Annotated in this window: 25 protein-coding genes; 8 read left to right on the top strand and 17 right to left on the bottom strand. The window is 66.2% G+C overall.

The features are described from left to right. The 3 genes from B0W80_RS06375 to B0W80_RS06365 form a co-directional block, all read left to right on the top strand. A partial coding sequence (locus B0W80_RS06375) for a TRAP transporter small permease (RefSeq protein ID WP_076998284.1) occupies positions 1–486 on the top strand: 486 nt, incomplete at its 5' end. Further along, positions 483–1,781 carry a TRAP transporter large permease gene (locus B0W80_RS06370; RefSeq protein WP_076998265.1) on the top strand — a complete coding sequence of 433 codons (1,299 nt, stop codon included), beginning with the start codon at positions 483–485 and terminating at the stop codon, positions 1,779–1,781. The genes B0W80_RS06375 and B0W80_RS06370, both read left to right, overlap by 4 nt. Before the next feature lie 21 nt (positions 1,782–1,802). Beyond that, positions 1,803–2,837, top strand: a complete 1,035-nt coding sequence (locus B0W80_RS06365; RefSeq protein ID WP_076998264.1) for a DctP family TRAP transporter solute-binding subunit — start codon at positions 1,803–1,805, stop codon at positions 2,835–2,837. A gap of 75 nt (positions 2,838–2,912) precedes the next feature. Here B0W80_RS06365 and B0W80_RS06360 read toward each other — a convergent pair whose 3' ends face one another. The 7 genes from B0W80_RS06360 to B0W80_RS06330 all read right to left on the bottom strand — a co-directional run bounded on the left by B0W80_RS06360 (position 2,913) and on the right by B0W80_RS06330 (position 10,334). Continuing rightward, entirely contained in the window at positions 2,913–3,650 is a 738-nt protein-coding gene (locus B0W80_RS06360; RefSeq protein WP_076998283.1) for an amino acid ABC transporter ATP-binding protein, read from the bottom strand. 30 nt (positions 3,651–3,680) lie between these two features. Then, positions 3,681–4,352: an amino acid ABC transporter permease gene (locus B0W80_RS06355; RefSeq protein WP_076998263.1), complete on the bottom strand. Its 672-nt coding sequence runs from the start codon at positions 4,350–4,352 to the stop codon at positions 3,681–3,683. A gap of 1 nt (position 4,353) precedes the next feature. Continuing rightward, on the bottom strand, positions 4,354–5,079 hold the full coding sequence (locus tag B0W80_RS06350) for an amino acid ABC transporter permease (protein WP_076998262.1): 726 nt from the start codon (positions 5,077–5,079) through the stop codon (positions 4,354–4,356). A gap of 112 nt (positions 5,080–5,191) precedes the next feature. Beyond that, positions 5,192–6,094: an amino acid ABC transporter substrate-binding protein gene (locus tag B0W80_RS06345; RefSeq protein ID WP_076998261.1), complete on the bottom strand. Its 903-nt coding sequence runs from the start codon at positions 6,092–6,094 to the stop codon at positions 5,192–5,194. 397 nt (positions 6,095–6,491) lie between these two features. Continuing rightward, on the bottom strand, positions 6,492–7,475 hold the full coding sequence (locus B0W80_RS06340; protein ID WP_076998260.1) for a LysR family transcriptional regulator: 984 nt from the start codon (positions 7,473–7,475) through the stop codon (positions 6,492–6,494). Positions 7,476–7,522: 47 nt separating this feature from the next. After that, complete coding sequence (locus B0W80_RS06335) at positions 7,523–8,461, bottom strand: 2-hydroxyacid dehydrogenase (protein ID WP_076998259.1); 939 nt, start codon at positions 8,459–8,461, stop codon at positions 7,523–7,525. 40 nt (positions 8,462–8,501) lie between these two features. Continuing rightward, a complete protein-coding gene (locus tag B0W80_RS06330; RefSeq protein ID WP_076998258.1) occupies positions 8,502–10,334 on the bottom strand; it encodes an ABC transporter ATP-binding protein/permease in 1,833 nt (610 codons plus the stop codon). A 41-nt stretch (positions 10,335–10,375) separates the two neighbouring features. Here B0W80_RS06330 and B0W80_RS06325 point away from each other — a divergent pair, with 41 nt between their 5' ends. The 5 genes from B0W80_RS06325 to B0W80_RS06315 all read left to right on the top strand — a co-directional run bounded on the left by B0W80_RS06325 (position 10,376) and on the right by B0W80_RS06315 (position 13,277). Beyond that, positions 10,376–10,807 carry an acyl-CoA thioesterase gene (locus tag B0W80_RS06325; RefSeq protein WP_076998257.1) on the top strand — a complete coding sequence of 144 codons (432 nt, stop codon included), beginning with the start codon at positions 10,376–10,378 and terminating at the stop codon, positions 10,805–10,807. Between the two features lie 319 nt (positions 10,808–11,126). Next, positions 11,127–11,939 carry a transglutaminase family protein gene (locus B0W80_RS06320; protein WP_076998256.1) on the top strand — a complete coding sequence of 271 codons (813 nt, stop codon included), beginning with the start codon at positions 11,127–11,129 and terminating at the stop codon, positions 11,937–11,939. A gap of 113 nt (positions 11,940–12,052) precedes the next feature. Continuing rightward, positions 12,053–12,562, top strand: coding sequence for a hypothetical protein (locus B0W80_RS34755; protein ID WP_143684504.1), 510 nt, complete (start codon positions 12,053–12,055; stop codon positions 12,560–12,562). Further along, entirely contained in the window at positions 12,559–12,870 is a 312-nt protein-coding gene (locus tag B0W80_RS34750; protein WP_143684503.1) for a hypothetical protein, read from the top strand. The genes B0W80_RS34755 and B0W80_RS34750 overlap by 4 nt, the downstream gene beginning before the upstream one ends. Beyond that, positions 12,840–13,277: a barstar family protein gene (locus B0W80_RS06315; protein WP_083745216.1), complete on the top strand. Its 438-nt coding sequence runs from the start codon at positions 12,840–12,842 to the stop codon at positions 13,275–13,277. The genes B0W80_RS34750 and B0W80_RS06315 overlap by 31 nt, the downstream gene beginning before the upstream one ends. A 2-nt stretch (positions 13,278–13,279) precedes the next feature. On the opposite strand, the gene B0W80_RS06310 is transcribed toward B0W80_RS06315, so the two are convergent. The 10 genes from B0W80_RS06310 to B0W80_RS06265 form a co-directional block, all read right to left on the bottom strand. Further along, positions 13,280–14,044 carry an enoyl-CoA hydratase gene (locus tag B0W80_RS06310; protein WP_076998254.1) on the bottom strand — a complete coding sequence of 255 codons (765 nt, stop codon included), beginning with the start codon at positions 14,042–14,044 and terminating at the stop codon, positions 13,280–13,282. A gap of 55 nt (positions 14,045–14,099) precedes the next feature. After that, on the bottom strand, positions 14,100–14,711 hold the full coding sequence (locus B0W80_RS06305) for a 2-hydroxychromene-2-carboxylate isomerase (RefSeq protein WP_076998253.1): 612 nt from the start codon (positions 14,709–14,711) through the stop codon (positions 14,100–14,102). An 11-nt stretch (positions 14,712–14,722) separates the two neighbouring features. Next, positions 14,723–15,553, bottom strand: coding sequence for an acyl-CoA thioesterase II (locus B0W80_RS06300; protein WP_076998252.1), 831 nt, complete (start codon positions 15,551–15,553; stop codon positions 14,723–14,725). A gap of 27 nt (positions 15,554–15,580) precedes the next feature. Further along, the gene (locus B0W80_RS06295; RefSeq protein ID WP_076998251.1) at positions 15,581–16,486 is read right to left on the bottom strand and encodes an alpha/beta fold hydrolase; all 906 of its coding nucleotides are present in this window, start codon (positions 16,484–16,486) and stop codon (positions 15,581–15,583) included. 39 nt (positions 16,487–16,525) lie between these two features. Beyond that, positions 16,526–17,725 carry an acetyl-CoA C-acyltransferase gene (locus tag B0W80_RS06290; protein ID WP_076998250.1) on the bottom strand — a complete coding sequence of 400 codons (1,200 nt, stop codon included), beginning with the start codon at positions 17,723–17,725 and terminating at the stop codon, positions 16,526–16,528. A 10-nt stretch (positions 17,726–17,735) separates the two neighbouring features. Next, a complete protein-coding gene (locus B0W80_RS06285; RefSeq protein ID WP_076998249.1) occupies positions 17,736–20,216 on the bottom strand; it encodes a 3-hydroxyacyl-CoA dehydrogenase/enoyl-CoA hydratase family protein in 2,481 nt (826 codons plus the stop codon). 26 nt (positions 20,217–20,242) lie between these two features. Continuing rightward, positions 20,243–20,677 carry a DUF2147 domain-containing protein gene (locus tag B0W80_RS06280; protein WP_076998282.1) on the bottom strand — a complete coding sequence of 145 codons (435 nt, stop codon included), beginning with the start codon at positions 20,675–20,677 and terminating at the stop codon, positions 20,243–20,245. A gap of 5 nt (positions 20,678–20,682) precedes the next feature. Then, a complete protein-coding gene (locus B0W80_RS06275; RefSeq protein ID WP_076998248.1) occupies positions 20,683–22,479 on the bottom strand; it encodes an acyl-CoA dehydrogenase C-terminal domain-containing protein in 1,797 nt (598 codons plus the stop codon). Positions 22,480–22,541: 62 nt separating this feature from the next. Continuing rightward, positions 22,542–23,252: a TetR/AcrR family transcriptional regulator gene (locus B0W80_RS06270; RefSeq protein ID WP_076998247.1), complete on the bottom strand. Its 711-nt coding sequence runs from the start codon at positions 23,250–23,252 to the stop codon at positions 22,542–22,544. Positions 23,253–23,424: 172 nt separating this feature from the next. Further along, positions 23,425–24,891 carry a glycosyltransferase family 87 protein gene (locus B0W80_RS06265; RefSeq protein ID WP_076998246.1) on the bottom strand — a complete coding sequence of 489 codons (1,467 nt, stop codon included), beginning with the start codon at positions 24,889–24,891 and terminating at the stop codon, positions 23,425–23,427. Between the last annotated feature and the right edge of the window lie 22 nt (positions 24,892–24,913).

Raw genomic sequence — 24,913 nt, 5'->3', positions numbered from 1 at the left:
CCCACGCGCGTGCCGCTCGCCATCGAGGACTGGGCCACGGTGATCATCATGGCCCTGCTGGCCTGCATCACCTTCGCCAACGTGCTGGTGCGCTACTTCACCGATTCGTCCTTCGCGTGGACCGAGGAGTTCTCGGTCTTCCTGATGATCCTGCTGGCCATGGTGGCGGGCTCGGCCGCCGTGGCGCGTGACCGGCACATCCGCATCGAGTACTTCGCCGAGAGCGGCTCGATCGACCGCCGCAAGCGGCTCGCGCAGTTCGGCGCGCTGATGGTGGCCGTGCTCTTCTTCCTGATCGCTGCGCTCAGCGTGCGGGTGGTGTGGGACGACTACCGCTTCGAGGAAACCTCGCCCGGCATCGGCGTGCCGCAATGGTGGTATTCGATCTGGCTGCCGATCGTCTGCGGCGCGATCGGCCTGCGTGCGGTCGGCCTCTACGTGCGCCGCAGCCGCGAACGGCGCGCGGCCGAAGGCGCGCGCGAATGATCCCGGCGCTGCTGTTCGCGGCCTTCATCGTGATGATGCTGGTCGGCGTGCCGATCGGCGCGGCGCTGGGCCTGGCAGGGGCCGTCGCCATCGCCCTGGCCAATGCCGATGCGCAGTGGTTCGGCCTGCTGGCGGTGCCGCAGAACTTCTACGCCGGCCTGGGCAAGTACCCGCTGCTCGCGATTCCGATGTTCGTGCTGGTGGGGTCGATCTTCGACCGCTCGGGCGTGGCGCTGCGGCTGGTCAACTTCGCGATATCGATCGTCGGGCGCGGGCCGGGGATGTTGCCGCTGGTGGCGATCGTGGTGGCGATGTTCCTCGGCGGTATTTCGGGCTCGGGCCCGGCCAACGCGGCGGCGGTCGGCGCGGTGATGATCGGTGCAATGTCGCGGGCCGGCTATCCGCCGTCGTACTCGGCCAGCGTGGTCGGCGCCGCGGCGGCCACCGATATCCTGATTCCGCCTTCGGTGGCCTTCATCGTCTATTCGGTGCTGGTGCCCGGTGCGTCGGTGCCGGCGCTGTTCGCCGCGGGCATGATCCCCGGCGTGCTGGCCGGCCTGGCGCTGATCGTGCCGGCCGTGTGGATGGCGCGCAAGCACCGCATGGGCGCGCTCGAATCCACGCTGCCGCGCCCGCCTTTCTGGAAGAGCTTTCGTGAAGCGATCTGGGGTTTGGCGGCACCGGTGCTGATCCTCGGTGGCATGCGCGCCGGCTGGTTCACGCCGACCGAGGCGGCCGTGGTGGCCGTGTTCTACGGGCTCTTCATCGGCATGGCCGTGCACCGGACGATCCAGGTGCGCGACCTCTTCGTCATCTTGCGCGAATCGGGCGAGCTCTCGGCGGTGATCCTGCTGGTGGTGTCGCTCGCGGGCATCTTCGCTTATTCACTGTCGACGCTGGGTGTCATCGACCCGGTCACGCGCGCGATCGTCAACTCGGGGCTGGGCGAGTACGGCGTGCTGTCGCTGTTGATCCTGCTGCTGATCACGGTCGGCATGTTCCTTGACGGCGTCTCGATCTTCCTGATCTTCGTGCCGCTGCTGTGGCCGATCGTGCAGCACTACCAATGGGACCCGGTGTGGTTCGGCGTGATCCTCACGCTCAAGGTGGCGCTGGGCCAGTTCACGCCGCCTCTGGCGGTGAACCTGATGGTGTCGTGCCGCATCGCCGGTGTGCGCATGGAAGAAACCGTGCGCTGGGTCGGGTGGATGCTCTTCGCGATGTTCCTGGTGATGGTGGCGGTGATCGTCTGGCCGCAGTTGGCGCTGTGGCTCCCACGCGTGCTCGGCTATTGAATTCAACTGAAGGAGACAACCATGAAATTCCGTCGTTCCCTGCTCGGCCTGCTGGCCGTCGCCGCCACGCTGGGCGGCTTCTCGATGTCAGCGACCGCGCAGAACTACAAGGCCGAATACAAGATGTCGCTGGTGCTGGGCCCGCCCACACCCTGGGGGCAAGCCGGCAAGATCTGGGCGGACCTGGTGAAGGAGCGCACGCAGGGGCGCATCAACATCAAGCTGTACCCCGGCGTCTCGCTGATCCAGGGCGACCAGACGCGCGAGTTCAGCGCGCTGCGCCAGGGCGTGATCGACATGGCGGTGGGTTCGACCATCAACTGGTCGCCCCAGGTGAAGCAACTGAACCTGTTCTCGCTGCCCTTCCTGATGCCCGACTATGCGGCGGTCGACGCACTGACGCAGGGCGAGGTGGGCAAGGAGATCTTCAAGACGCTCGACAAATCGGGCGTGGTGCCGCTGGCCTGGGGCGAGAACGGCTACCGCGAGATCACGAATTCGAAGCGGGCGATCAAGTCGCCCGAGGACCTGAAGGGCATGAAGATCCGCGTGGTCGGCTCGCCCATCTTCTCGGACATGTTCAGCGCGCTGGGGGCCAACCCGACGCAGATGAGCTGGGCCGATGCGCAGCCGGCGTTGGCCAGCGGCGCGGTGGACGGGCAGGAGAACCCGCTCTTCCTGTTCACCGTGCTCAAGATGCACACGGTGGGCCAGAAGTTCGTGACCACCTGGGGCTACATGGCGGACCCGCTGGTGTTCGTCGTCAACAAGGACATCTGGGCCTCGTGGACGCCGGCCGACCAGGCGATCGTGCGCCAGGCCGCGATCGACGCCGGCAAGCAGGAAATCGCGATTGCGCGCAAGGGGCTGGAAGAGGCCGACAAGCCGCTGCTCAAGGACATCGCTGGCATGGGTGTCACCGTGACCCAGCTGTCGCCTGCCGAGCGCGACGCCTTCGTGAAGGCGACGCGGCCGGTGTACGCGAAATGGAAGCCGCAGATCGGCGCCGAATTGGTGACGAAGGCCGAGCAGGCGATCGCGGCGAGGAAGAAGTAGCTGAAGGCTCGAGCCCGGCTTCACTCCCTCTCACTCTGGGAGAGGGAACAAAGCGGCGACAGGCGACGGGACGCCTCAGTGCTGCAGGATCTTGTTGAGGAAATCCCGGGTCCGTGCCTGGCGGTTTTCCGGATGCGCGAAGAACTCGTCCTTCGAGCAGTCTTCCAGGATGCGCCCGCCCACGTCGATGAAGATCACGCGGCTCGCCACCTTGCGCGCGAAGCCCATCTCGTGCGTGACCACCATCATGGTCATGCCTTCCTTGGCCAGCGCGACCATCACGTCGAGCACCTCGCCCACCATTTCGGGGTCGAGTGCCGAGGTGGGCTCGTCGAACAGCATCACGATCGGGTCCATCGACAGCGCACGCGCAATGGCCACGCGCTGCTGCTGGCCGCCCGAGAGCTGGCCCGGAAACTTGTCCTTGTGCACCATCAGGCCCACGCGGTCGAGCATCTTCAGGCCGCGTGTCTTGGCCTCGTCGGGCGAGCGGCCCAGCACCTTGATCTGCGCGATCGTGAGGTTTTCGGTCACCGACAGATGCGGGAACAGCTCGAAGTGCTGGAACACCATGCCCACCTTGGAGCGCAGCTTCGGCAGGTTGGTCTTGGGGTCGTGCAGCGGCGTGCCGTTGACCGTGATCTCGCCTTTCTGAAATGGCTCCAGCGCGTTCACGGTCTTGATCAGCGTGGACTTGCCCGAGCCCGACGGGCCGCAGACCACCACCACGTCGCCCTTGGCGATGCTCACCGAGCAATCGTTGAGCACCTGGACGGGGCCGTACCACTTCGAGACGTTCTTGATTTCGATCATGTTGTCAGCCATGACTTTCCTTTGCGATGTTCAGCGGATGATGGCGATCTTCTTGTGAAGACGCTTGACCAGGTAAGAGAGCGCGAAGCAGATGATGAAGTACAGCACTGCCGCGAGCAGGTAGGACTCGATGGGCCGGCCGAAATTCTTGCCGGCCGTTTCGAAGCCCTTGAGCAGGTCGTAGGCGCCGATGGCGTACACCAGTGACGTGTCCTGGAACAGGATGATGGTCTGCGTCAGCAGCACCGGCAGCATGTTGCGGAAGGCTTGCGGCAGGATGACCAGCGTCATGTTCTGCTTGTAGGTCATGCCCACCGCCTGCCCGGCGAAGACCTGGCCGCGCGGAATGGACTGGATGCCCGCGCGCATGATCTCGCTGAAGTAGGCCGCCTCGAATGCGACGAAGGTGATGATGGCCGACACCTCGGCACCGATGGGCCGGCCGATGAGGAACGGCACCAGCAGGAAGAACCACAGGATCACCATCACGAGCGGCACGCTGCGCATGCCGTTGACGTAGATGGCGGCCGGCGCGTCGAGCCACTTCTTGCCCGACAGGCGCATCAGCGCCAGCAGCGTGCCGAAGAGGATGCCGCCGAGCGTGGCGACCACCGTCAGGAAGAGGCTGAAGTACAGGCCCTTGAGCAGGAAGCCGGTGACGACGTCCCAGCTGTAGAAGGAAAAGTCGAGATTGGAAAGCATCTCAGTGTCCCCCCCCGCCGGCGGAGGCGATGAAGCCGGGCACGCGCGTCCGCTTTTCGATCGTCGCCATGATGCGGTTGATCGCGAAGGCCGAGATGATGTAGAGCACCGTGACGGCCAGGTACATCTCCATGGGCCGCGCGGTTTCTTCGCCGGCCTGCATCGCGAACTGCGTCATTTCGGCGATCGACACCGCGAAGGCCACCGACGAGTTCTTGAAGATGTTCATCGACTCGCTGGTGAGCGGTGGGATGATGATGCGGTAGGCCATCGGAAGGATGACGTAGCGGTAGTACTGCGGCGTGGTGAAGCCCACCGCCATGCCCGCATAGCGCTGCCCTCGCGGCAGCGCCTGGATGCCGGACCGCAGCTGCTCCGCGATCCGCGCCGATGTGAAGAAGCCCAGCGCCAGCACCACCAGCACGAAGGGCGGCACGTCGCGCATGACGGTGAAGATCGCCGGCACCACGTGGTACCACAGGAAGATCTGGACCAGCAGCGGGATGTTGCGGAACAGCTCGACCCAGGCATTGCCCACACGCACCCAGCCGGGGCTGTTGGGCAGCGTGCGGATCACGCCGACGATCGACCCCAGAAGCAGCGCCACCACGAGGGCAGAAACCGCGACCGACACCGTCCACCCCCACGCGGAGAGCAGCCATTGCCAATAGGTCGGATCCTTGCCGCCCGGGTCCTGCAGGAAGACCTGCCAATCCCAACTTCCCATCGGGACCTCCTCAGTCGTTGTTGATTAAAGGGGAGAAAAAAACAAGAAAACAAAAACCTGAAAACAAACGCCCGCCGCAAGGGGCGGGCGTTGTCGCTTCAGCCCATGCCGATCACTTCTTGACGTAGTCTTCCATCGGCTTGTTGTTGGGGGCTGCCCAGGCGGCCTTGGTCGCGTCCGACAACGGCAGACCGACCTTGGTGTTGGTCGGCGGGATCGGCTGCACGAACCACTTGTCGTAGAGCTTGGCCAGCGAGCCGTCCTTGATCTGGTTCTTGATGCTGTCGTCCACGGCCTTCAGGAAGGCCGTGTCGCCCTTGCGCACCATGCAGGCGATCGGCTCGACCGACAGGACGTCGCCGACGATCTTGTAGTCGGCCGGCGCCTTGGACTTGGAGATGTTGCCGGCCAGGATCTGGCCGTCCATCACGAAGGCGTCGGCGCGGCCCGACTCGAGCAGCAGGAAGCTGTCGGCGTGGTCCTTGCCCATGACTTCCTTGAAGTCGATGCCCGAGGCGCGCTCGTTCTTGCGCAGGGTTTGCACGGAGGTCGTGCCCGTGGTGGTGACCACGCTCTTGCCGTTCAGGTCCTTGATGGAATTGATGTTGGAGTTGGCCTTCACCGCGATGCGCACTTCTTCCACGTAGGTGGTGACGGCGAAATCGACGTCCTTCTGGCGGGTGGCGTTGTTGGTGGTGGAACCGCATTCGAGGTCGACGGTGCCGTTCTGCACCAGGGGAATGCGGTTTTGCGAGGTGACCAGCTGGCGCTTGATGTCCAGCTTGGGCAGGCCCAGCTGTTTCTGCACGTCGGCCAGGATCTTTTCCGCCATTTCGGTGTGGAAGCCGACGTACTTGCCGTCACCGATGGTGTAGGCCAGCGCACCGGACGAATCACGCACGCCCATCGTGACGCTGCCGCTGGCCTTGATCTTGGCCAGCGTGTCATTGGCTTGCGCGAAGGCGCCCCCGGCGGCGAGCGCCATCACGGCCAATGCCAATACCTGCTTCTTCATATGGAAAACTCCTGTGACTTGAGATACACAAATTCTAGACAGCCGCATTCTGCGTCATACCCGGGCCAACCCGGTGCATGCTGCACCTTCGGCGATCAGACCCGCGCCCAGATAACGTGCCGGTGCGGTCGCGGGTTGATCGGAAAGATACAAAGCAGCCTTTATGCCCGAAAAAAAACACGCGCCTCGCGCGTGCTCTCTTTCGATCATCAAGACGCTGTGACAGCAAATCCGTGGCCGTGACTGTAGGGGCGCGGCAGGCTTCGAGGCAAATGCCCAATGCGACGGTTCACATGCGGGCACCGAATAGTTTTGTGCACTGCACAAGCGCCGAGGCGAGCGGCAGCACGACGGAACTCCGGAACTTGAACGCAGGCGAAGTGGCGCAGTGGCCGGATCAGGTGGCGGGCTGGGTGCCGACCAGGTAGTCCCACAGCGCGTCGACCGTGCCCTTGGTCGACGACCCACTCGTCTCGCCCTTGCCTCCCGCGCGCGCACCGGGCCGGGCCTGCGCCGCGCTTGCGGGACGCTCGCGATAGGCCCGGATCTCCATCGTGGCCTCGAGCCTGTCGATCTCGGGCGGCAGCGCGCTGACCAGCGTGCGCGCGCGAGCCTCCTTGCGCACCGCGCTCTGCGGCAGGAAGGCGATGCCGTGGCCTTCGAGCGCCATCACCTTCAGGCCCTCGGCCATGTCGGTTTCGTAGACGCGATCGAGGTGGATGGCGGTGTGCGACTCCTTGAGCAGCTGATCGACCACGCGGCCCAGGTAAGCGCCCGGCGCATAGCCCAGGTAGGGCAGCGGCTGGCCCGGCCGCCCGGGCAGCCGGAAGCGCGGCGCGCCCTCGGCGTCGGGCTTGACCCAGGGCGCGACCACTTCCTGGCCCAGGCTCACCATCTCGTAGCGCGTGGCGTCCAGCGGCAGCGGCTGGGAGGGATGGTGGTAGGCGATCAGCAGGTCGCAGCTGCCCTCGACCAGGCGCAGCACCGCGTCGTGCACGTTGAGCGCGATCAGCCGGCTCTTCAGCGGGCCGAACTGTTCACGCAGGCTCGTGACCCAGGCCGGAAAGAAGGTGAAGGCCAGCGTGTGCGGCACCGCGACCTCGATCACGTCCTGCGCCGCCGCCGAATGGCCGCGCAGCATGGCGCGGGTGCTCTGCAGCGCCTGCAGCATCTCGATGGCCTGGCCGTAGAGCGTTTGCCCAGCGGGCGTCAGGCGGGTGGGATAGGAACTGCGGTCGACCAGGTCGGTGCCGGCCCAGCCTTCGAGCGCCTGGATGCGGCGCGAGAAGGCCGGCTGGGTCACGTGGCGCAATTGGGCCGAGCGGCTGAAGCTGCGGGTCTCGGCGAGGCTGACGAAGTCTTCTAGCCACTTTGTTTCCATGGGCGAGGATTATGTGCGCGCCCCGGTGGGCCTCCGCGCGTCGGCGATCAGACCGGCGACAGCGGCCCGCGCCCTGCGAAATGCCCCTCGGCATTGGCCATGAAGCGATCGATCGACGCCTGCGTGGCCTCGGGCGACCAGCCCGCCACGTGCGGCGTGAGGATCACGTTGTCCAACCCGACCAGCGCTTCGGGACGCTTGGGTTCGCTCTCGTAGACGTCGATGCCGGCGCCCGCGACGCGGCCCTCGCGCAAGGCCGCGGCCAGCGCCTCGGTGTCGACCACGCTGCCGCGCGAGATGTTGACCAGCCAGCCGCGCGGGCCCAGCGCGTCGAGCACCTCCGCACCCACCAGATGCCGCGTGTCGGGCCCGCCCGGCGTGGCGAGCACGAGGATGTCGGACCAGGCGGCCAGCGCCTTCAGGCTGTCGAAGTAGCGATGCGGCACGCCTTCGCGCGGCTTGCGGTTGTGGTAGCCCACCGGCATGTCGAAGGCGGCGGCGCGCTTCGCGATCTTCGTGCCGATCATGCCCAGGCCCAGAATACCCAGGCGCTTGCCCGACACGTTGGGCGGCGACGTGATGGACTCGCGCCACACGCCCTCGCGACAGAGCCGGTCGAGGCTGTGGAAGTTGCGCACCGCGGCGATCAGCAGTCCGAAGGCATGGTCGGCCACGCAGTCGTCGTTGGTGCCCGCGCCGTTGGCGACCACGATGCCCCGGGCCCGCGCAGCGTCGAGCGCGATGCGTTCGTAGCCCACGCCCATCGCGCAGATCAGCTCGAGCTTTGGCATCGCCGCGATTTCCTCGGCCGTGATGCCGATCACGCCGATGGTGAGCACGGCACGGAACGTCGCGCCGTGCTGCGCCACGGCGGCGGCGCGCTCGGCCTCGGTGGGTGCGTAGGTCAGGTCGTAGACCGCGGCGATCTGGGCCTGGTGCTCGGCCGAAATGCTGTGCAGCACCAGCAGGGGAATCTTGTCGGGCATCGATCGAAACTCCGGAAATGGAAAGAAGTAGAAAGAAGGATCAGAGAACCGGCTCGGCCTGGATCTGCTGCAGCATCCACATCCGCGCATAGCGGCCGTCAGCCACCAGCAGCTGCGCATGCGTGCCGCGCTCGACGACCACGCCGCCTTCGAGCACCAGGATCTCGTGCGCGTCCACCACGGTCGACAAGCGATGCGCGATCACCAGCGTGGTCTTGTTCTGCGCCGCGCTCCGCAGCTCGGCCTGGATGGCGCGCTCGTTGGCCGAATCGAGCGCCGAGGTGGCCTCGTCGAAGATCAGGATCGGCGGGTCCTTGAGCAGCGTACGCGCGATCGCCACGCGCTGCTTCTCGCCGCCCGACAGCTTGAGCCCGCGCTCGCCCACCATCGTTTCGTAGCCCTTGGGCGTGGCGTCGATGAAGTCGTGGATGCGCGCCGCGCGCGCTGCCGCCACCACCTCGTCATGGCTCGCGCCGGGGCGGCCGTAGGCGATGTTGTATTCGACGGTGTCGTTGAAGAGCACGGTGTCCTGCGGCACGATGCCGATGGCCTGGCGCACGCTGCCTTGCTCGACCTGGCGGATGTCTTCACCGCCGATCGTGATGCGCCCTTCCTGCACGTCGTAGAAGCGGTACAGGAGCCGCGCGAGCGTCGACTTGCCTGAGCCCGACGGCCCCACCACCGCCACCGTCTTGCCCGCCGGAATCTCGAAGCTCACGTGCTTCAGGATCGGCCGCGCCGGCTCGTAGGCGAAGTTCACGTCCTCGAAGCGCACCGTCGCATCGCGCCCGGCCAGCGGCTGCGCGCCCGGCGCGTCGCGCACCTCGCGCTCCTTCTCGAGCAGCACGAACATCTTGTCCAGGTCGGTCAGGCTCTGCTTGATCTCGCGGTAGATCACGCCCAGGAAGTTGAGCGGGATGTACAGCTGGATCATGAAGGCGTTGACCATGACCAGGTCGCCCAGCGTCATGCGCCCTTCGACGACGCCCGAGGTCGCGCGCCACAGCATCAGCACCAGGCTGACGGCAATCAACAACTGCTGGCCCATGTTGAGCAGGCTCAGCGTGTTCTGGCTCTTGATGGCGGCGCGGCGGTAGCGGTCGAGGCTGGCGTCGTAGCGGCCGGCCTCGAAGTCCTCGTTGTTGAAATACTTGACCGTCTCGTAATTGAGCAGCGAATCGATCGCGCGGCTCTGCGCGACCGAATCGAGCTCGTTCATCGTCTTGCGAAACTGCGTGCGCCACTCGGTCACGGTGACGGTGAAGCCGATGTACAGCACCAGCGCCGCGCCGGTGATCCACACGAAGAGCGCGTCGAATTTCACGCCGAGGATGGTCAGCACCAGGGTCAGCTCGATGATGGTCGGCACGATGCTGTAGAGCGACATCGAGATCAGCGAATGCACGCCGCGCGTGCCGCGCTCGATGTCGCGCGTCATGCCGCCGGTCTGCCGTTCGAGGTGAAAGCGCAGCGACAGCGCATGCAGATGGCGGAACACCTCCAGCGAAATGCTGCGCGCCGCGCCCTCGGTGGCCTTGGCGAACACCAGCTCGCGCAACTCGGTGAAGAACGAAGTCGAGAAGCGCAGCAGCCCGTAGGCCAGCAGCAGCGCGACCGGCACCACGAGCAAGGCCTGCGCCATGTCGGGCTTCGGCGTCATCGTGTCGACCAGGTTCTTCAGCAACACCGGCACGCCGACGTTCGCCACCTTCGCGCCGACCATGAAGGCGAGCGCGGCCAGTACGCGCCACTTGTAGCGCCACAGGTAGGGAAAGAGCCGCCGCAGCGTGGCCCAGTCGGATCGATCGCCACGTTCCGGCGCGCCGGCCGGGGCGGATTGGGCAGAGGAAAGAGCTTCGCCGCTACGGCGCATGAGGAGACAATCGTAGGTGTTGTTTCTCCTGGATTGTGCCCATGTCTTCCCCCACCAATGCCCCCGCCCGGCTCAAGAGCCTGCCCGACGACATGGAACTGGTGCTGAAGGTGATCCCATTGCCGGCCGACGTCAACGCGAACGGCGACATCTTCGGCGGCTGGGTCATGGCGCAGTGCGACCTGGCCGGCTCCGTCATCCCGGCGCGCTACGCCAAGGGCCGCATGGCCACCGTCGCGGTCAACGAATTCGTCTTCAAGCAGCCCGTGCGGCTCGGCGACATCCTGTCCTTCTACTCGAAGCTGGTGCGCATCGGCCGCACGTCGGTGACCGTGGTCGTCGAGGTCTTCGCCGAGCGCTACAAGGCGCAGGGCGAATACATCAAGGTGACGGAGGCGACCTTCACCTATGTGGCGATCGACGACAACGGGCGGCCTCGGCCGATTGCGCGGGTCGATCAAGCGTCGGCGTAGCCGCGACCGCGGCGACTCCGTGGGGTCGATGAGCCGGGCCGGCTCTTGGCCCGGTGACGCTCCGGCCACCCCTTCTTGCCCCGCTTGAATCTGAACATGAGTCGCGTTCAGGCGCCAGGCGCCCTGAACGCGCTCAAGAGCGATTTCGCCGTGTTACAAACGCGGCCTCGTCGATCGAGGGGGAAGAAAAACAATGAGGCGCAGAGCCGCACTTTTCGCGCTGTCGGGTTCCGTATCCAGATGGACATGGGCCCTCGCTGTTCCGTCCGCAACGCACGCCAAGCCACTGGCGCCTCCGTTCAGCTCTGAAGTCCGCGCAGTGCTCGAACTGCCGGAAGACCAGATCGACGTCGGCCGCGCCGCGTTGATCTTCGGCAAGGAGATCTATCCGTCGATCGACGTCGAAGCCTGCTCGCGCAAGATCGACGCCATGGCGGCGCAGGCATCGCGCTTCGTCCTGCGATACGCGCTCAGGCGTGATCCCGACTCGATCATCCGCGCGCTCAACACCTACTACTACAAGGTCTGGGGTGTGCGCTACGACAACTCTCCCGAGAGCAGAACGCGGCAGGAGAACAACTTCCTGCATCACACGCTCGACACCCGGCAAGGCCACTGCATCACGATCCCGATGCTCTACATGGCCTTCGCCCAGCGACTGGGCTACCCGGTGTACAGCGTGGTCGCACCGGAACACATGTTCGTCCGCTTCGTCGATCCGCGCCTGCGGGAGCAGAACATCGAGTTGACGGCCGAAGCCGGCTTCGAGCCCGATGAGGGCTATGCCTACCGCTTGAACGTGAGTCGCAGAGCCATCAAGAGCGGTGCCTACCTGCGCACGCTCACGCGTCGCCAGCACCTCGGCGTTCTGATCCAGCAGAACGCCATCGTCATCGGCATGCGCGGCGATCTGGACAAGGCGATCCGGTACTTCGAGCACGCAGCACAGCTCGATCCGCAGAACGTCTACTTCCCCAAGAACCTCGGCTCCTTGTGGATTCGCAAAGCCAAACAGGCGTCGAGCCCTGAATGGGCGGGCAAGTACCGCCAGATCGCCTACCGCTACCACGATCAGGCCGACGCGATGGGGTGGACACACGATCCGGATGCCAATACGAAAGGAAAGAAATGAAGGCAGTGCGTTGGATGGTTGTGGCCATGCTGGCCATGTTGTGCGGTCTCGCCACGAACGTGATGGCGCGGGAGTACTCGCCGACGACTGGGCGGTATATCTAGCCTGATCCGATGGGGCTTCAAGTGGGTTCGAATCGAATCCACTATGCCAACCAAAATCCGCTGATGTTCTCCGACCCTCTCGGTCTGTGGGCGGTTGATGTTGGCGGCTTCTGGGGGCCGGGCATGAACTTCAGTTTTGGATATGACGTCGGCATTCAGCGTGGGTTCTTGAGCATGCAATTCGGCTATGGCGTTGGCGGAGGAATCATGTATTCGCCACTAGGCGGCGCACCGACGGGTCAAGACGAACTCGCAGAATGCGGAGACGATCAAGCGTTTCTGGAGCTGTTCGGAAAAGCTGGTCTGAGTGGCTTCGGAATGAACCTGGACGTTGTCGCTGCCAACACTGGAAAGGGCCTAGCAACAGGCCGCCCCTATAGTGGATTGGGCTGGCTTGAGCCCTCGTTCGGCAAGAAATGGGGCCTCAAAGCTGAAGCAGCGGGTGGAGTTCAAATGACGGCAATGACGCGCCCCCGGTCGACTTCGGACTGCACGTGCCGGGCGATTGCGCACAAATGACAACCCTCCTCAGAAAAGCGGGCATCACAATCGGCGTCCTGCTATGCATTGTCTTTGTCGTAGTGCACCAAGGACGCCAGATGATCGAGTCATCGCCTGTCTTCGAGGCCTCTCGGCAGGCGCTGAAAACGCAATACGGAACAGATCCCGCAGAACTTTCGCTGCGGCCCTTCAGCAGATTCAAATTCGCAGAAGGTGGCAACTCAGGAACAGCAGAGTTCGTGCTCTGCAGCGATAGCGCTTGCTATCAGGTAAACGCGAAAAAGAAGTCCGGGGCATGGGAGATAACCAAAGCCGAGCAGCGATGAAGTGCCCATTTGAGTTCACTGAAGCCGCTTGGACAACCGCATCGAGCGACAAGTGTTTCATCCTCGACATTCCCCCGGCCGTCCAGTCGAGGGCCGAGCTACTGAGAGTTGTGGCACATCATGGTGAGTTTCCCGACTACTTCGGCCACACCTGGGACGCCCTCCTCGATTGCCTTCGCGACTTCAACTGGATTGAACAAAGACAGATTGTTGTAGCGCACGCCGATCTTCCGCTGCTTGCACGGCCAGACGACTGCCGCATCTATGTCGAGATCCTTCGCGAAGCGTGTCTCGACTGGTCACGCTTGAATCCATCAGATCCTCAACACCAACTACGCGTCCGATTTCCTCGCTCAGCTCAAAGCCCCGTGCTGACGATGCTAGGCCTGCAGCCGCAGCACGACTAGGCTCACACCTTCGAAAAATCCGGCTTCCTCTTCTCCATGAACGCCGTGAAGGCCTCCTTCGCCGCCGGCTCGCGCAGCATGCGCCCGAAGCTCTGGCCTTCTTCGCCCATGCGCTCGGCCACGGCCGGCTGCTGAGCCTTCTTCATGAGGCGCTTGGTTTCGACCAGCGCAGTCAAAGGCTTGGCAGCCAGCTTGCGCGCCTGCGCCTGGGCGATGGCGTTGCACTCGGTGGGCGGAACCACGCGGTTGACCAGGCCGACTTCGAGCGCGGCCTCGGCCATGAAGGGTTCGCCCAGCAACAGCGCTTCGGCGGCGCGGTGGTAGCCGAACATCTGCGGCACCAGCAGGCTCGAGGCGGCCTCGGGGCACAGGCCCAGGTTGACGAAGGGCATGGAGAACGCGGCGTTGTCGCCGGCGTAGACCAGGTCGCAATGGAAGAGCATCGTGGTGCCGATGCCGACCGCCGGCCCGCACACGGCCGCGACCAGCGGCTTGGGGAAGCGGGCGATGCCGTGCAGGAAGCGGAAGACCGGCGACTCCTGCGTCGACGGCGGCGCGTTGAGGAAGTCGCCGATGTCGTTGCCGGCGCTGAAGATGGTCGGGTCGCCCTGGATCAACACGGCGCGCACCGCGTTGTCCTGCTCGGCGCGCTCCAGCGCGTCGGCGAGCTCTGCGTACATGTCGCGGGTGATCGAGTTCTTCTTGTCGAGCCGGTTGAAGGTCAGGGTCATCACGCCGGCTTCGGTGTGGACGAGGATGTCGCTCATGGGAGTCCTTGCAGCAGAAGAAGAAAAACGGGGGTGTCGGAACAACAGCGCAGTATCACGCGTCGAGCGGATCGTCCAACGCCTCGCGCACGAAATCGAGCCGGTCCTGGCCCCAGAACATCTGGTCGCCGACGAACATGGTGGGCGCGCCGAACACGCCGCGCCGCACGGCCGCTTCGGTGTCGGCCTTCAGGCGGGCCTTGGTGTCGGGGTCGTTGGCCAGCGCCAGCAGCGCTGCCGGGTCGAAGCCGGCTTCTGCCAGCACCTGGCCCACGGTGGCCGCATCGTTGAGGTTGCGCGGTTCCACCCACATCGCGTGGAAGACGGCCTTCACGTAGGCATCGAAACGATCGGGATCGCGCGCCTGCAGGCCGGTGGCGCCGCGCATCAGCAGCAGCGTGTTGATCGGGAAATGCGGGTTGTATTCGAAGGGCACCGCATAGCGCCGCGCGAAGCGCTTGAGGTCGTCGAACATGTAGGGGCCCTTGGCCGGGACCTCGGCGGGCGAGCGGTTGCCGGTGGCCTGGAACACACCGCCGAGCAGCATGGGCTTCCAGACCAAGTCGGCGCCGGTGTCGGCGCACAGGTGCGGCAGCTGCGTCGCGGCCAAGTAGGTGGCCGGGCTGCCGAAGTCGAAGTAGAACTCCACCGATTTCGCGTTCGCCATGGGGCCTCCGTTCATTCCTTGAAGTAGACGATCTGGTTCGAAGTCGCCAGCAGCCTGCCGGCCTGGCTCCACAGCTGCGCGGCCTGGTCGAAGTAGCCGTTGCTGAACTGCTGTCCGGTGGCGCGACCGAGCAGGTGGCCCGATCCCACCTCGGCGAGCTGCGCCGCGTCGACGTGGAAGTAGGTGGTGATCGACACCGTGCCGAAGGGCACCGGCTTCGCGCGGCGCAGCCAGATGCGCGGGAAGAAGCAGTCGCTCAGCGCGGCGAGGGAGGCGAAGTCCAATGCGCGCGGCGGCGCATCGCGCAGCCACATGCGGGTTTCGCTGTGATCGCCGCCGCCGTCCCAGCGCGTGGGGACGCCGCCGCTGATCAGGCGCATCTCATAGCATTTGAGCCAGGCCACGCCGGCCGGGCCGGTGTCCAGGCGCTCCACGTCCACGGGCGGCGGCACCTGCGGCATGGGCAGGTCGCTCGCGCCCCAGGTCTCGCGCCGCAGGGCAGTCACTGCGGTGGCCGTGGTCACGACCTGGGGCTTGCCATCGGCGCCGGCCTGCGACATCTGCACCGTCCAGTGCTGGGTCGACCGGTTGGTGCGCACCGGCACGGCCAGCAGCTCGAAAGGCCCGGCCTCCATGGCGGCGGCGAAGTTGACCGTCAACGACACCGGCGCACCGAGCAGTTCCGGATGCTCCAGCACAGCCTGCAGCATCACGGCCGCGGTGGTGCCGCCGAAAGGCCCGACCATGTTCCAGTAGTCGGCGCTGGCGGCGCCGGTGAAGAGGCCGGTGCGAAGGTCGCTGTGCGCGAGCGCCAGTGCCTGGTCCAGGGGATGTGTGCTCATGGTCGGAGTGTGCTGCGTCGAGCCAGCTCAGGCAGTCGTATGCGGGACGGCGCCCGCGGGTGGTGTGGTGAGGGCGGCGAGCCGGTGCAGGCTGTCGGCCAGGCGCGGCCACAGGTTCAGGCTGAACTGTTCGCGGAAGAAGCCGAAGTGCCCGATGCGGCGCACGTGCACATCCGCCGGTGCGATGCGCTGAACGGCACGCGGCGCCGCGGGGTACAGGCCCAGCAGGCTCTGCGTGCCTTCCAAGGTCATCAGCTCGTCGTCGGTCATCGACAGGGCCAGCACGGGAAAGCGCACCCGTGCGTAGCTGCGCGCAGCCGGCTCACCTTCGGCACCGACGCTGTAGCGCGGGTTCAGGCACCAGCGCCGCCATTGCAGGATGACGCCGCGCGGCAGGTCGCCCACCTTGCGCAGCCGGCGACCGGGGAAGTAACCCCAGAGCCGCGTGGCCAGCGGCACCAGCACGAACCAGAAATACAAGACGCTGCGCCTGAGCCGCGGCGCGTTCTCGCGCCAGTAGCCGCTGCCGGCGGCGATGCTCACCAGGCCGTCGACCATCTCCGGCCGCTCCAGAAAGCCCGGCAGTTGCGCACCGAGGCTGTGGCCCAGCAGGTAGAGCGGGCGATCGGGGCGTGCGGCCTTGGCGGCTTCGATCACTGCCTCGTAGTCGCGTGCCCAGTCGAACAGATCGGCGTCGAAGCCGCGCAGCGATGTGCCCGCACCACCGGGGCGCGAGTCGCCCGAGCCTCGGTAGTCGAAGGTCCACACGCGCAGCCCTTGCTCCGCGAGCCAACGTGCGAACGGCTCGTAGAAGGCCTGTCGCACGCCCATCGCGCCGCCGATCACCACGCTGGCGCGCGGTGTGATTTCGGGCTCGTATACGCGCAGGGCGACCTGTGCGCCGTCGTCGAGCGTCAATGTCCTTGCTTGCATGCCTTCGTCTCCTTGCCGCCTGCTGCGCCGCGCGCAGTGTCAGACCCTTTCGAAGATGCCCGCGGCGCCCTGCCCCATGCCGACGCACATGGTGACCATGCCGTACTTGAGCTTCTTGCGCTGCAGCGCATGGATGACGGTGGCCGAGCGGATGGCGCCGGTGGCGCCCAGCGGATGGCCCAACGCGATCGCGCCGCCCATCGGGTTGACCTTGGCAGGGTCGAGGCCCAGCGTGTTCATGACCGCCAGCGACTGTGCTGCGAAGGCCTCGTTGAGTTCGATCCAGTCGATCGCGTCCTGCGTCAGGCCGGCGTAGCGCAGCGCTGCGGGAATCGCCTCGATCGGGCCGATGCCCATGATCTGCGGCGGCACGCCCTTGCTCGCGAAGCTCACGAAACGCGCGAGCGGCTTCAGGTCGAACTGCTTGCAGGCCTTTTCGCTCGCCAGGATCAGCGCGCCGGCGCCGTCGGAGGTCTGCGAGCTGTTGCCGGCCGTCACGCTGCCGCGCGCGGCGAACACGGTGCGCAGCCTGGCCAGCCCTTCGATGCTGGTGTCGGGGCGCGGGCCTTCGTCGAGGTCGACGGTACGGGTCTTGGCGATGCTCTCGCCGCTGTCGAGGTCGGGCGTGCGCTCCGTCACCTCGATCGGCGTGATCTCGGCGGCGAACTCGCCGGCCTGCTGCGCGGCCAGTGCGCGCTGGTGCGACTGCAGCGCGAAGGCATCCTGCGCGTCGCGGCTCACCTTCCACTGCTGCGCCACCTTCTCGGCGGTCAGGCCCATGCCGTAGGCGATGCCGACGTCGCCGTCGCGCTCGAAGATGGATGGCGACAACGAAGGCGCGTTGCCCATCATCGGCACCATGCTCATGCTCTCGACACCGGCCGCGATCATCACCTCGGCCTCGCCGACGCGGATGCGGTCGGCCGCCATCTGCACCGCCGACAGGCCGGCGGCGCAAAAGCGGTTGACCGTGATGCCGCCCACGCTGGTGGGCAGGCCGGCCAGCACGGCGCCGATGCGCGCGACGTTGAGGCCCTGCTGCGCCTCGGGGATGGCACATCCGCAGATGAGGTCTTCGATCGCCTTCGGGTCCAGGCCGGGCACCGCTGCGAGCGCCGCCTTCAGGGTGGTGGCGAGCAGGTCGTCGGGGCGCGTGTTGCGGAAGTAGCCGCGATGCGAGCGGCCGATGGGGGTGCGGGTGGCGGCGACGATGTAGGCGTCTTGGAGTTGCTTGCTCATGAGTGTTCCTTCAGTTGCGCAGCGGCTTGCCCGTACTGAGCATGCCCATGATCCGTTCCTGCGTCTTCGGATGCACCACCAGCGCGCAGAACGCCTTGCGTTCCAGCGCCATCAGGTACTCCTCGCTCACCAGGCTGCCGGCATCCACGTCGCCGCCGGTCACCACGTTCGCGATCAGGCCGGCGATGTGGAAATCATGTTCGCTGATGAAGCCGCCGTCGCGCATGTTGACCAGCTGGCCCTTGATGGTCGCCGCGCCGCTGCGGCCGGCCACCTTGAACAGGCGCCGCATCGGCGCGCGCCAGCCCGCATCGGCCATGGCCTTGGCCTGCTGCAGGGCGACGTAGAGCAACTCGTCCTTGTTCGGCACGATGACGTCGCCGTCCAGCAGGTAGCCCAGCTTCTTCGATTCGAGCGCGCTGGTGCCCACCTTGGCCATCGCGGCGGCGGTGAAGCCTTCTGTCAGGAACGGCAGCAGATCGCTGCCGGTCGAGGCCTCGGCGTTCTCGGCCGCGCGGCGGGCGATGTAGGTCAGCCCGCCGGCGCCCGGTACGAGGCCGACGCCGACTTCGACCAGGCCGATGTAGCTTTCCATTGCGGCGACACGCTTGGCCGAGTACACGGCCAGTTCGCAGCCGCCGCCCAGCGCCATGCCGCGCACGGCCGACACCACCGGCACGCCGGCGTAGCGGATGCGCAGCATGGTGTTCTGCAGTTCCTGTTCGGCGCCGTCGATCGCATTGACACCGGCCACCACGAAGGCCGGCAGCATCGCCTGCAGGTCGGCACCGACGGAGAACATCTCGTCGGGCGACCAGATCACCATCGCCTTGTACTCGCGCTCGGCCAGCTCGACGCCGGCGGCCAGCGCCTCGGCCACGTCGGGGCTGATGGCGTGCATCTTCGAATGGATGCTGGCGATGAGCACTTCGCCGTCCAGCGTCCACAAGCGCACGTCGCCTTCGTCCTGGATCGTGGTGCCGGCTTGGTCGGCATCGGGCGCGTTGCTGCCCAGCGCGCTTTCGGGGAAGAGCTGGCGCGCATGCACCGGCAGGCGGCGCTGCGGCACGAAGCGGCTTTCGGCGGCGCTCCACGAGCCTTCGGGCGTGTGCACGCCACCGGCCTCGGCCACCGGGCCTTCGAACACCCACTTCGGCAGCGGCGCGCTCGACAAGGCTTCGCCCGCGTCGATGTCTGCCTGAATCCACTTCGCGACCTGTGCCCAGCCCGCTTCCTGCCAAAGCTCGAAGGGGCCCTGCTTCATGCCGAAGCCCCAGCGCATCGCGAAGTCGACGTCGCGCGCACTCTCGGCGATGGTCGCCAGGTGCACGGCCGCGTAGTGGAAGCTGTCGCGCAGGATGGCCCAGAGGAAGCGCCCCTGCGCGCCTTCGCTCTCGCGCAGCAACTTCAGCCGCTGGGCGGCGGGCTTCTTGAGCATGCGGCCATAGACCTCGTCGGCCTTGTCGCCCGAAGGCACGTAGTCGCCCTTCGCCAGGTCGAAGCGCAGGATGTCGCGGCCCACCTTCTTGAAGAAGCCGGCCTTGGTCTTCTGCCCCAGGTTGCCCAGCTCCAGCAGCTTGGCCAGCACCGGCGGCGTCGCGAAGTTGCCGTAGAACGGGTCGGTCTCGGCACTCAGGTTGTCCTGCAGCGTCTTCACGACGTGGGCCATGGTGTCCAGCCCCACCACGTCGGCGGTGCGGAAGGTGCCTGAACTCGCGCGGCCCAGCTTCTTGCCGGTGAGGTCGTCCGCCACGTCGGGCGTGAGGCCGAACTTCTCCACCTCTTTCAGCGTCGCCAGCATGCCGGCGATGCCCACGCGGTTGGCGATGAAGTTGGGCGTGTCCTTGGCGCGCACCACGCCCTTGCCGAGCGTGCTGGTGACGAAGGTTTCGAGCTGGTCGAGCACCGCCGGCTCGGTCGTCGGCGTGGCGATCAGCTCCACCAGGAACATGTAGCGCGGCGGGTTGAAGAAGTGGATGCCGCAGAAGCGCGGCTTCAGCGCCTCGGGCACGGCCTCGCTGAGCTTCGTGATCGACAGGCCCGAAGTGTTCGAGGCCAGGATCGCGTGCTTGGCGACATGGGGCGCGATCTTCTTGTACAGGTCGAGCTTCCAGTCCATGCGCTCGGCGATCGCCTCGATCACCAGGTCGCATTCACCGAGCTTCGCAAGATCGTCGTCGTAGTTGGCCTGCTCGATCAGCGCCGCATCGGCCAAGTCGCCAAGCGGGGCCGGCTTGAGCTTCTTGAGGTTGTCGATGGCGCGCGTGACGATGCCGTTCTTCGGGCCGGTCTCGCCGCCGGGCCGCCCCAAGGCGAGACCAGCCCCCTCGGGGGGCAGCGAACCACGCGCAGCGGGGAGCGTGGGGGTCTTGGTCGCCGCGAGGTCAAACAGCACGACGGGCACGCGCACGTTCACCAGGTGCGCCGCGATCTGCGCGCCCATCACGCCGGCGCCGAGCACGGCGACCTTCTTCACTTGAAACTTGGACATGAGATTTCCAACGAGGGGATGTGTTCTTACTGGACGCGGTTCCAGGTCTGCGTGCGGCCGATGCCCAGCACCGAGCCGCGCACTTCGAGCTTCTTGCCGCCGTCGACGGGCGTGAGCCGCAGCGTGTAGCTCTTGCCGTTTTCGGGGTCGAGGATCTTGCCGTCTTCCCAGACGTCCTTGCCCTCGGCCTTCTTCGCGCCGCGGATGATCTCGAGACCGACCAGCGGCTTGCCCTTGCGGTCGTCGGTGCATTCGTCACACACCGCGTCCTGCTTGGCTTCCTTGCGCAGCAGTTTCTCGATGCGGCCGCTCAGCACGCCGCCCGATTCGTCGATGCGGATCTGCGACTTGGCCTCGCTGGTCTTGTCGTCGACGCTCTGCCACACGCCGACGGGCGTCATCTGCGCGAAGGCCGCGCCGGCCGACGCCAGGGCGATGGCTGCAAGAAGGTGCTTGGTCATGGTGCTCATGCCAGTGCGGCGTCGGTGTTCATCAGAGGGGCGGCGCCGGCGCGTGCGGTGCGCATCAGCGTCGCGGTCTCGGGGAACAGCTTCGCGAAGTAGAAGCGCGCGGTCTGCAGCTTGGCCTGGTAGAACTTGTCGTCGCTGCCCGCAGCGATGGCGGCCAGCGCCACGCGCGCCTGCAGCGCGAACATGTAGCCGAAGACGAAGTGGCCGGCCACGCGCAGATAGTCCACCGCGGCGGCGCCCACCTCGTCGGGGTTCTGGAAACCGCGGAAACCCAGCTCGGTGGTGAACTTGGTGAGCTGGTCGCCCAGCACGGCGATGGGCGTGATGAACTCGCTCATCTTCTCGTTCACGCCCTCTTCCTCCACCAGCTTCGCCACCAGCTTGCCGAACTTCTTCAGCGTCGCGCCGTTGTTGCCCAGCACCTTTCGGCCCAGCAGGTCGAGCGACTGCACGGTGTTCGTGCCTTCGTAGATCATGTTGATGCGGTTGTCCCGCACGAACTGCTCCATGCCCCATTCCTTGATGAAGCCATGGCCGCCGAAGACCTGCATGCAGGCGTTGGTCGAGATGTGGCCGTTGTCGGTGAGGAAGGCCTTCACGATCGGCGTCAGCAGCGCGACCAGCTCGCCCGTGTCCTTGCGCACCTTCTCGTCGGGGTGGTGGTGCTCCTTGTCCAGCAGCAGCGTGCAGAAGATGGCGAGTGCGCGGCCGCCTTCGGCATAGGCCTTGGCGGTCATCAGCATCTTGCGCACGTCGGGGTGCACGATGATCGGATCGGCTTCCTTGTCCTTCGCCTTGATGCCCGAGAGCGAACGCATCTGGATGCGGTCCTTGGCGTAGGCCAGGGCGTTCTGGAAGGCGACTTCGGTCAGGCCCAGCGACTGGTTGCCCACGCCCAGGCGTGCCGCGTTCATCATCACGAACATCGCGGCCAAGCCCTTGTTGGGCTCGCCGACCAGCGTGCCATTGGCGTTCTCGAGCACGATCTGCGCCGTGGCGTTGCCATGGATGCCCATCTTGTGCTCGAGGCCGCCGCACCAGATGCCGTTGCGGCTGCCGAGCGAGCCGTCGGCCTGCACGTTGAACTTGGGCACCACGAACAGGCTGATGCCCTTGCTGCCCTTGGGCGCGTCGGGCAGGCGGGCCAGCACCAGGTGAATGATGTTCTCGGCCATGTCGTGCTCGCCGGCCGAGATGAAGATCTTGTTGCCGGTCAGCCGGTAGCTGCCGTCGGGCTGCGGCTCGGCCTTGGTGCGCAGCATGCCCAGGTCGGTGCCGCAGTGGGGCTCGGTCAGGCACATGGTGCCGGTCCATTCGCCACTCACGAGCTTGGGCAGATAGGTCGTCTTCTGCGCGTCGGTGCCGTGCGCGACCAGCGCCTCGTAGGCGCCGTGCGACAGGCCGGGGTACATGGTCCAGGCCTGGTTGGCGGAGTTGAGCATCTCGTAGATGCACTGGTTCACCGTGAAGGGCAGGCCCTGGCCGCCGTATTTCGGGTCGCAGGACAGCGCCGCCCAGCCGCCTTCGACGTACTTGGCATAGGCCTCCTTGAAGCCTTTGGGCGTCTTCACCGCATGCGTGCTCTTGTCGAGGGTGCAGCCTTCCTCGTCGCCCGAGATGTTGAGCGGAAAGGTCACCTCGGCGGCGAACTTGCCGCCCTCTTCCAGCACCGCGTTGATGGTGTCGGCGTCCACCTCGGCATGCGCGGGCAGCGCCTTGTATTCCTCGGTGACCTTGAGCACCTCGTGCATGACGAACTGCATGTCGCGAAGGGGCGGGGTGTAGGCGGGCATGAAAAGGTCTCCAGCTGCAAAAAGAGATGAGAAAAGAAAAGCGAAAAAAAACGTTCGGCCGTTCAGCGAACGGCCTTGATGCGCCGGGCGGGCGGCGCGGTGGCGCCGCTCGCATGGGCGGCGGCTTCGGGCGAGGCCAGCGCTTCCGGCGTCGCGCAGCGCGCGACGATGTTGTCGAAGCCCGCATTGGCGCGGGCCAGCGAGTCTGGCGAGCGCAGGAAGCGTGCTTCGTAATGCAGGGCCAGGATCAGCGCGTGGATTTCGAACGAGATCTGCTTGGCATCGGCCTCGGCATGCAGGTGCCCTTCTTCCTGGGCCTGCAGCACGGCGCGCAGCATGGCGGCCAGCCAGCTGTTGACCGACTCGGCCAACTCGTCGCGCACCGGCCCGGGCCGGTCGTCGAACTCGACCGCGCCGCTGATGTAGATGCAGCCCGAGTCGATTTCGGCCGAGGTGCGCTTCATCCAGTTGGCGAACAGGGCGCGCAGCCGCGGCAGGCCGCGCGGCGACTGCAGGGCGGGATAGAACACCTCTTGCTCGAAGCGGTTGTGGTACTCGCGCACCACCGAGATCTGCAGTTCCTCGCGCGAGCCGAAATGGGCGAACACGCCCGACTTGCTCATGCCGGTGACCTCGGCCAGCGCACCGATCGACAGGCCCTCGAGCCCGATCTGCGCGGCCAGGTTCAGCGCGGCGTCGACGATGACGGCCTTGGTCTGCTGGCCCTTGTGGGGCGCACGGGTGCTGCGGGAAGGCGCTGCGGTGGAAGGCATGGAAGGTCGCAAATAAAACGAACGGTCGTTCTATTTTGCGACGTTTGATGGCCGGCGAATGAAAGTCCTACTGCCGCGGCAGGTTATCGGAGCCCAAAAAAAAGCAGGCCCGGCACGCACCAGGCGTGACCAGGCCAAAAAGGCGGCGCAGGCTCGCGCCGCGTTCTCGTACTCAATAGACGGTGGCCGGCGCCAGTTCCGGGCCGTCGCGCCGCGCCGCGGAGGGCAGCGGCTGCTCCAACCACGACAGGCGGTACAGCAGGACCAGCGCCATCACCGCGCCGGCGAACTGGTACGACTGCAGCACGTTCCACACCGAGCCGGCCGCCAGGTTGGTCGGCCCCACGAAGGACTGGCAGGACAGCGTCAGCGTCACGAACAGCACCGGCATCGTCCACGCACCGAAGGGCTGGCGTTTGACCGCCGCCGGGAACACGACCGCGAAGACCGGCAGCAGCAAGGCGTAGTGGTGGTCCCACGCGATGGGCGAAGCCATCGTCAGCGTCAGCATGACCAGCCCCAGGTCGGTCGTGCTCGGGCGCTTGCCGATGCGCCAGACCAGGGCCAGCACCAGCAGCAAGGCCGAAGTCACGACGGTCGCCAAGTGAACCACCTGGTGGTAGGGCGGGAAGTCCGTGCCCGACCACAGTTGCCCCGCGCCCTGCAGGTTGACGCCGTTGAAGTAGAAGCGGTGCATCAGCCCGTTGACGGACTGGTTGATGAAGTAGCTCTCGCCATGCCGGCCCAGGAAGGACACGACCGACACGTAGTCGAACACGTTGTTCCAGCCGTACACGGCGAGGGCCAGCAGCCCCGCGACGCCGGTCGCGACGGTGGCGAAGAGCGCGAACTGCCATTGCCGGCGCAGCAGTGCCCACAGGACGACCACGCCCCATTGCGGCTTGATGATGCAGCACAGGGCCATCAGCACACCGGCCAGGCGCGGCTGGTCGCGCTGCCAGGCGAGCAGCGCCAGGCCGGCGGCCAGCGTCATCAGCGTCTGGATCTGGCCGTGGTATTCGGAGCGCAGCAGCGGATAGAAAAGCAGCGTGCTCGCGAGGCTCATGGCGATCAGCGCGCCCTTGGACATCTTGGGCAGCTTCAACTCGCGGCCGCCCGACGACGCCTGCATCGCGCCCATGAAGAGCTTGAAGAACACCAGCGCGATCGCCACCAGGCTGAGCCGCGAGACGATCTGGAAGATCGTGACCACGCTCTCGCCCGACAGGCCGAAGAGCCACTGCGGCAGGTCCAGCGGCAACAGCGCCGTCAGCGGGTACTGGAACTTCACGTGCTGGCCGAAGAAGACGCCTTGGTACAGCAGCGTGTCCGGATGCGCCTGCAGGAAGGCCGAGGCGCGCAGCATCGGCATCCACGAGTCCTCGCCGGCGTGGCTCGACAGCACGATGCGGAGGTAGCCCAGCGAGGTCTCGCGCTGCGCGCCCACCGCGAGCGCGAGCAACGCGCTGAGCGCCACGCCGCCGACCAGGCAGATCAGCCACAGGCGCCAGGTGCTTTCCAGCCGCTGCGTCTCGCGCGACGACACCAGGCCCGGAATGCCGGGACGGTGGCGCCACAGCACGAACAGCAAGCCGGCACACAGCAAAGTGAGCGCCACCGACGCGATGAGGATCTTCATGTTCTTGTTACCGGAGAGGGCC

Origin of the sequence: Variovorax sp. KK3, from assembly GCF_001984055.1 — a bacterium.
Lineage (GTDB): Bacteria > Pseudomonadota > Gammaproteobacteria > Burkholderiales > Burkholderiaceae_C > Variovorax.
The sequence above is the reverse complement of the archived record's forward strand: the minus strand, read 5'-3'. Positions and strand labels throughout refer to the sequence as shown.

Bases quoted from the DNA above. Each gene is read 5' to 3' on its own strand.
- B0W80_RS06370 (WP_076998265.1), top strand. From the start codon at position 483: ATGATCCCGGCGCTGCTGTTCGCGGCCTTCATCGTGATGATGCTGGTC.
- B0W80_RS06365 (WP_076998264.1), top strand. From the start codon at position 1,803: ATGAAATTCCGTCGTTCCCTGCTCGGCCTGCTGGCCGTCGCCGCCACG.
- B0W80_RS06360 (WP_076998283.1), bottom strand. From the start codon at position 3,650: ATGATCGAAATCAAGAACGTCTCGAAGTGGTACGGCCCCGTCCAGGTG.
- B0W80_RS06355 (WP_076998263.1), bottom strand. From the start codon at position 4,352: ATGCTTTCCAATCTCGACTTTTCCTTCTACAGCTGGGACGTCGTCACC.
- B0W80_RS06350 (WP_076998262.1), bottom strand. From the start codon at position 5,079: ATGGGAAGTTGGGATTGGCAGGTCTTCCTGCAGGACCCGGGCGGCAAG.
- B0W80_RS06345 (WP_076998261.1), bottom strand. From the start codon at position 6,094: ATGAAGAAGCAGGTATTGGCATTGGCCGTGATGGCGCTCGCCGCCGGG.
- B0W80_RS06340 (WP_076998260.1), bottom strand. From the start codon at position 7,475: ATGGAAACAAAGTGGCTAGAAGACTTCGTCAGCCTCGCCGAGACCCGC.
- B0W80_RS06335 (WP_076998259.1), bottom strand. From the start codon at position 8,461: ATGCCCGACAAGATTCCCCTGCTGGTGCTGCACAGCATTTCGGCCGAG.
- B0W80_RS06330 (WP_076998258.1), bottom strand. From the start codon at position 10,334: ATGCGCCGTAGCGGCGAAGCTCTTTCCTCTGCCCAATCCGCCCCGGCC.
- B0W80_RS06325 (WP_076998257.1), top strand. From the start codon at position 10,376: ATGTCTTCCCCCACCAATGCCCCCGCCCGGCTCAAGAGCCTGCCCGAC.
- B0W80_RS34755 (WP_143684504.1), top strand. From the start codon at position 12,053: ATGGGGCTTCAAGTGGGTTCGAATCGAATCCACTATGCCAACCAAAAT.
- B0W80_RS34750 (WP_143684503.1), top strand. From the start codon at position 12,559: ATGACAACCCTCCTCAGAAAAGCGGGCATCACAATCGGCGTCCTGCTA.
- B0W80_RS06315 (WP_083745216.1), top strand. From the start codon at position 12,840: ATGGGAGATAACCAAAGCCGAGCAGCGATGAAGTGCCCATTTGAGTTC.
- B0W80_RS06310 (WP_076998254.1), bottom strand. From the start codon at position 14,044: ATGAGCGACATCCTCGTCCACACCGAAGCCGGCGTGATGACCCTGACC.
- B0W80_RS06305 (WP_076998253.1), bottom strand. From the start codon at position 14,711: ATGGCGAACGCGAAATCGGTGGAGTTCTACTTCGACTTCGGCAGCCCG.
- B0W80_RS06300 (WP_076998252.1), bottom strand. From the start codon at position 15,553: ATGAGCACACATCCCCTGGACCAGGCACTGGCGCTCGCGCACAGCGAC.
- B0W80_RS06295 (WP_076998251.1), bottom strand. From the start codon at position 16,486: ATGCAAGCAAGGACATTGACGCTCGACGACGGCGCACAGGTCGCCCTG.
- B0W80_RS06290 (WP_076998250.1), bottom strand. From the start codon at position 17,725: ATGAGCAAGCAACTCCAAGACGCCTACATCGTCGCCGCCACCCGCACC.
- B0W80_RS06285 (WP_076998249.1), bottom strand. From the start codon at position 20,216: ATGTCCAAGTTTCAAGTGAAGAAGGTCGCCGTGCTCGGCGCCGGCGTG.
- B0W80_RS06280 (WP_076998282.1), bottom strand. From the start codon at position 20,677: ATGACCAAGCACCTTCTTGCAGCCATCGCCCTGGCGTCGGCCGGCGCG.
- B0W80_RS06275 (WP_076998248.1), bottom strand. From the start codon at position 22,479: ATGCCCGCCTACACCCCGCCCCTTCGCGACATGCAGTTCGTCATGCAC.
- B0W80_RS06270 (WP_076998247.1), bottom strand. From the start codon at position 23,252: ATGCCTTCCACCGCAGCGCCTTCCCGCAGCACCCGTGCGCCCCACAAG.
- B0W80_RS06265 (WP_076998246.1), bottom strand. From the start codon at position 24,891: ATGAAGATCCTCATCGCGTCGGTGGCGCTCACTTTGCTGTGTGCCGGC.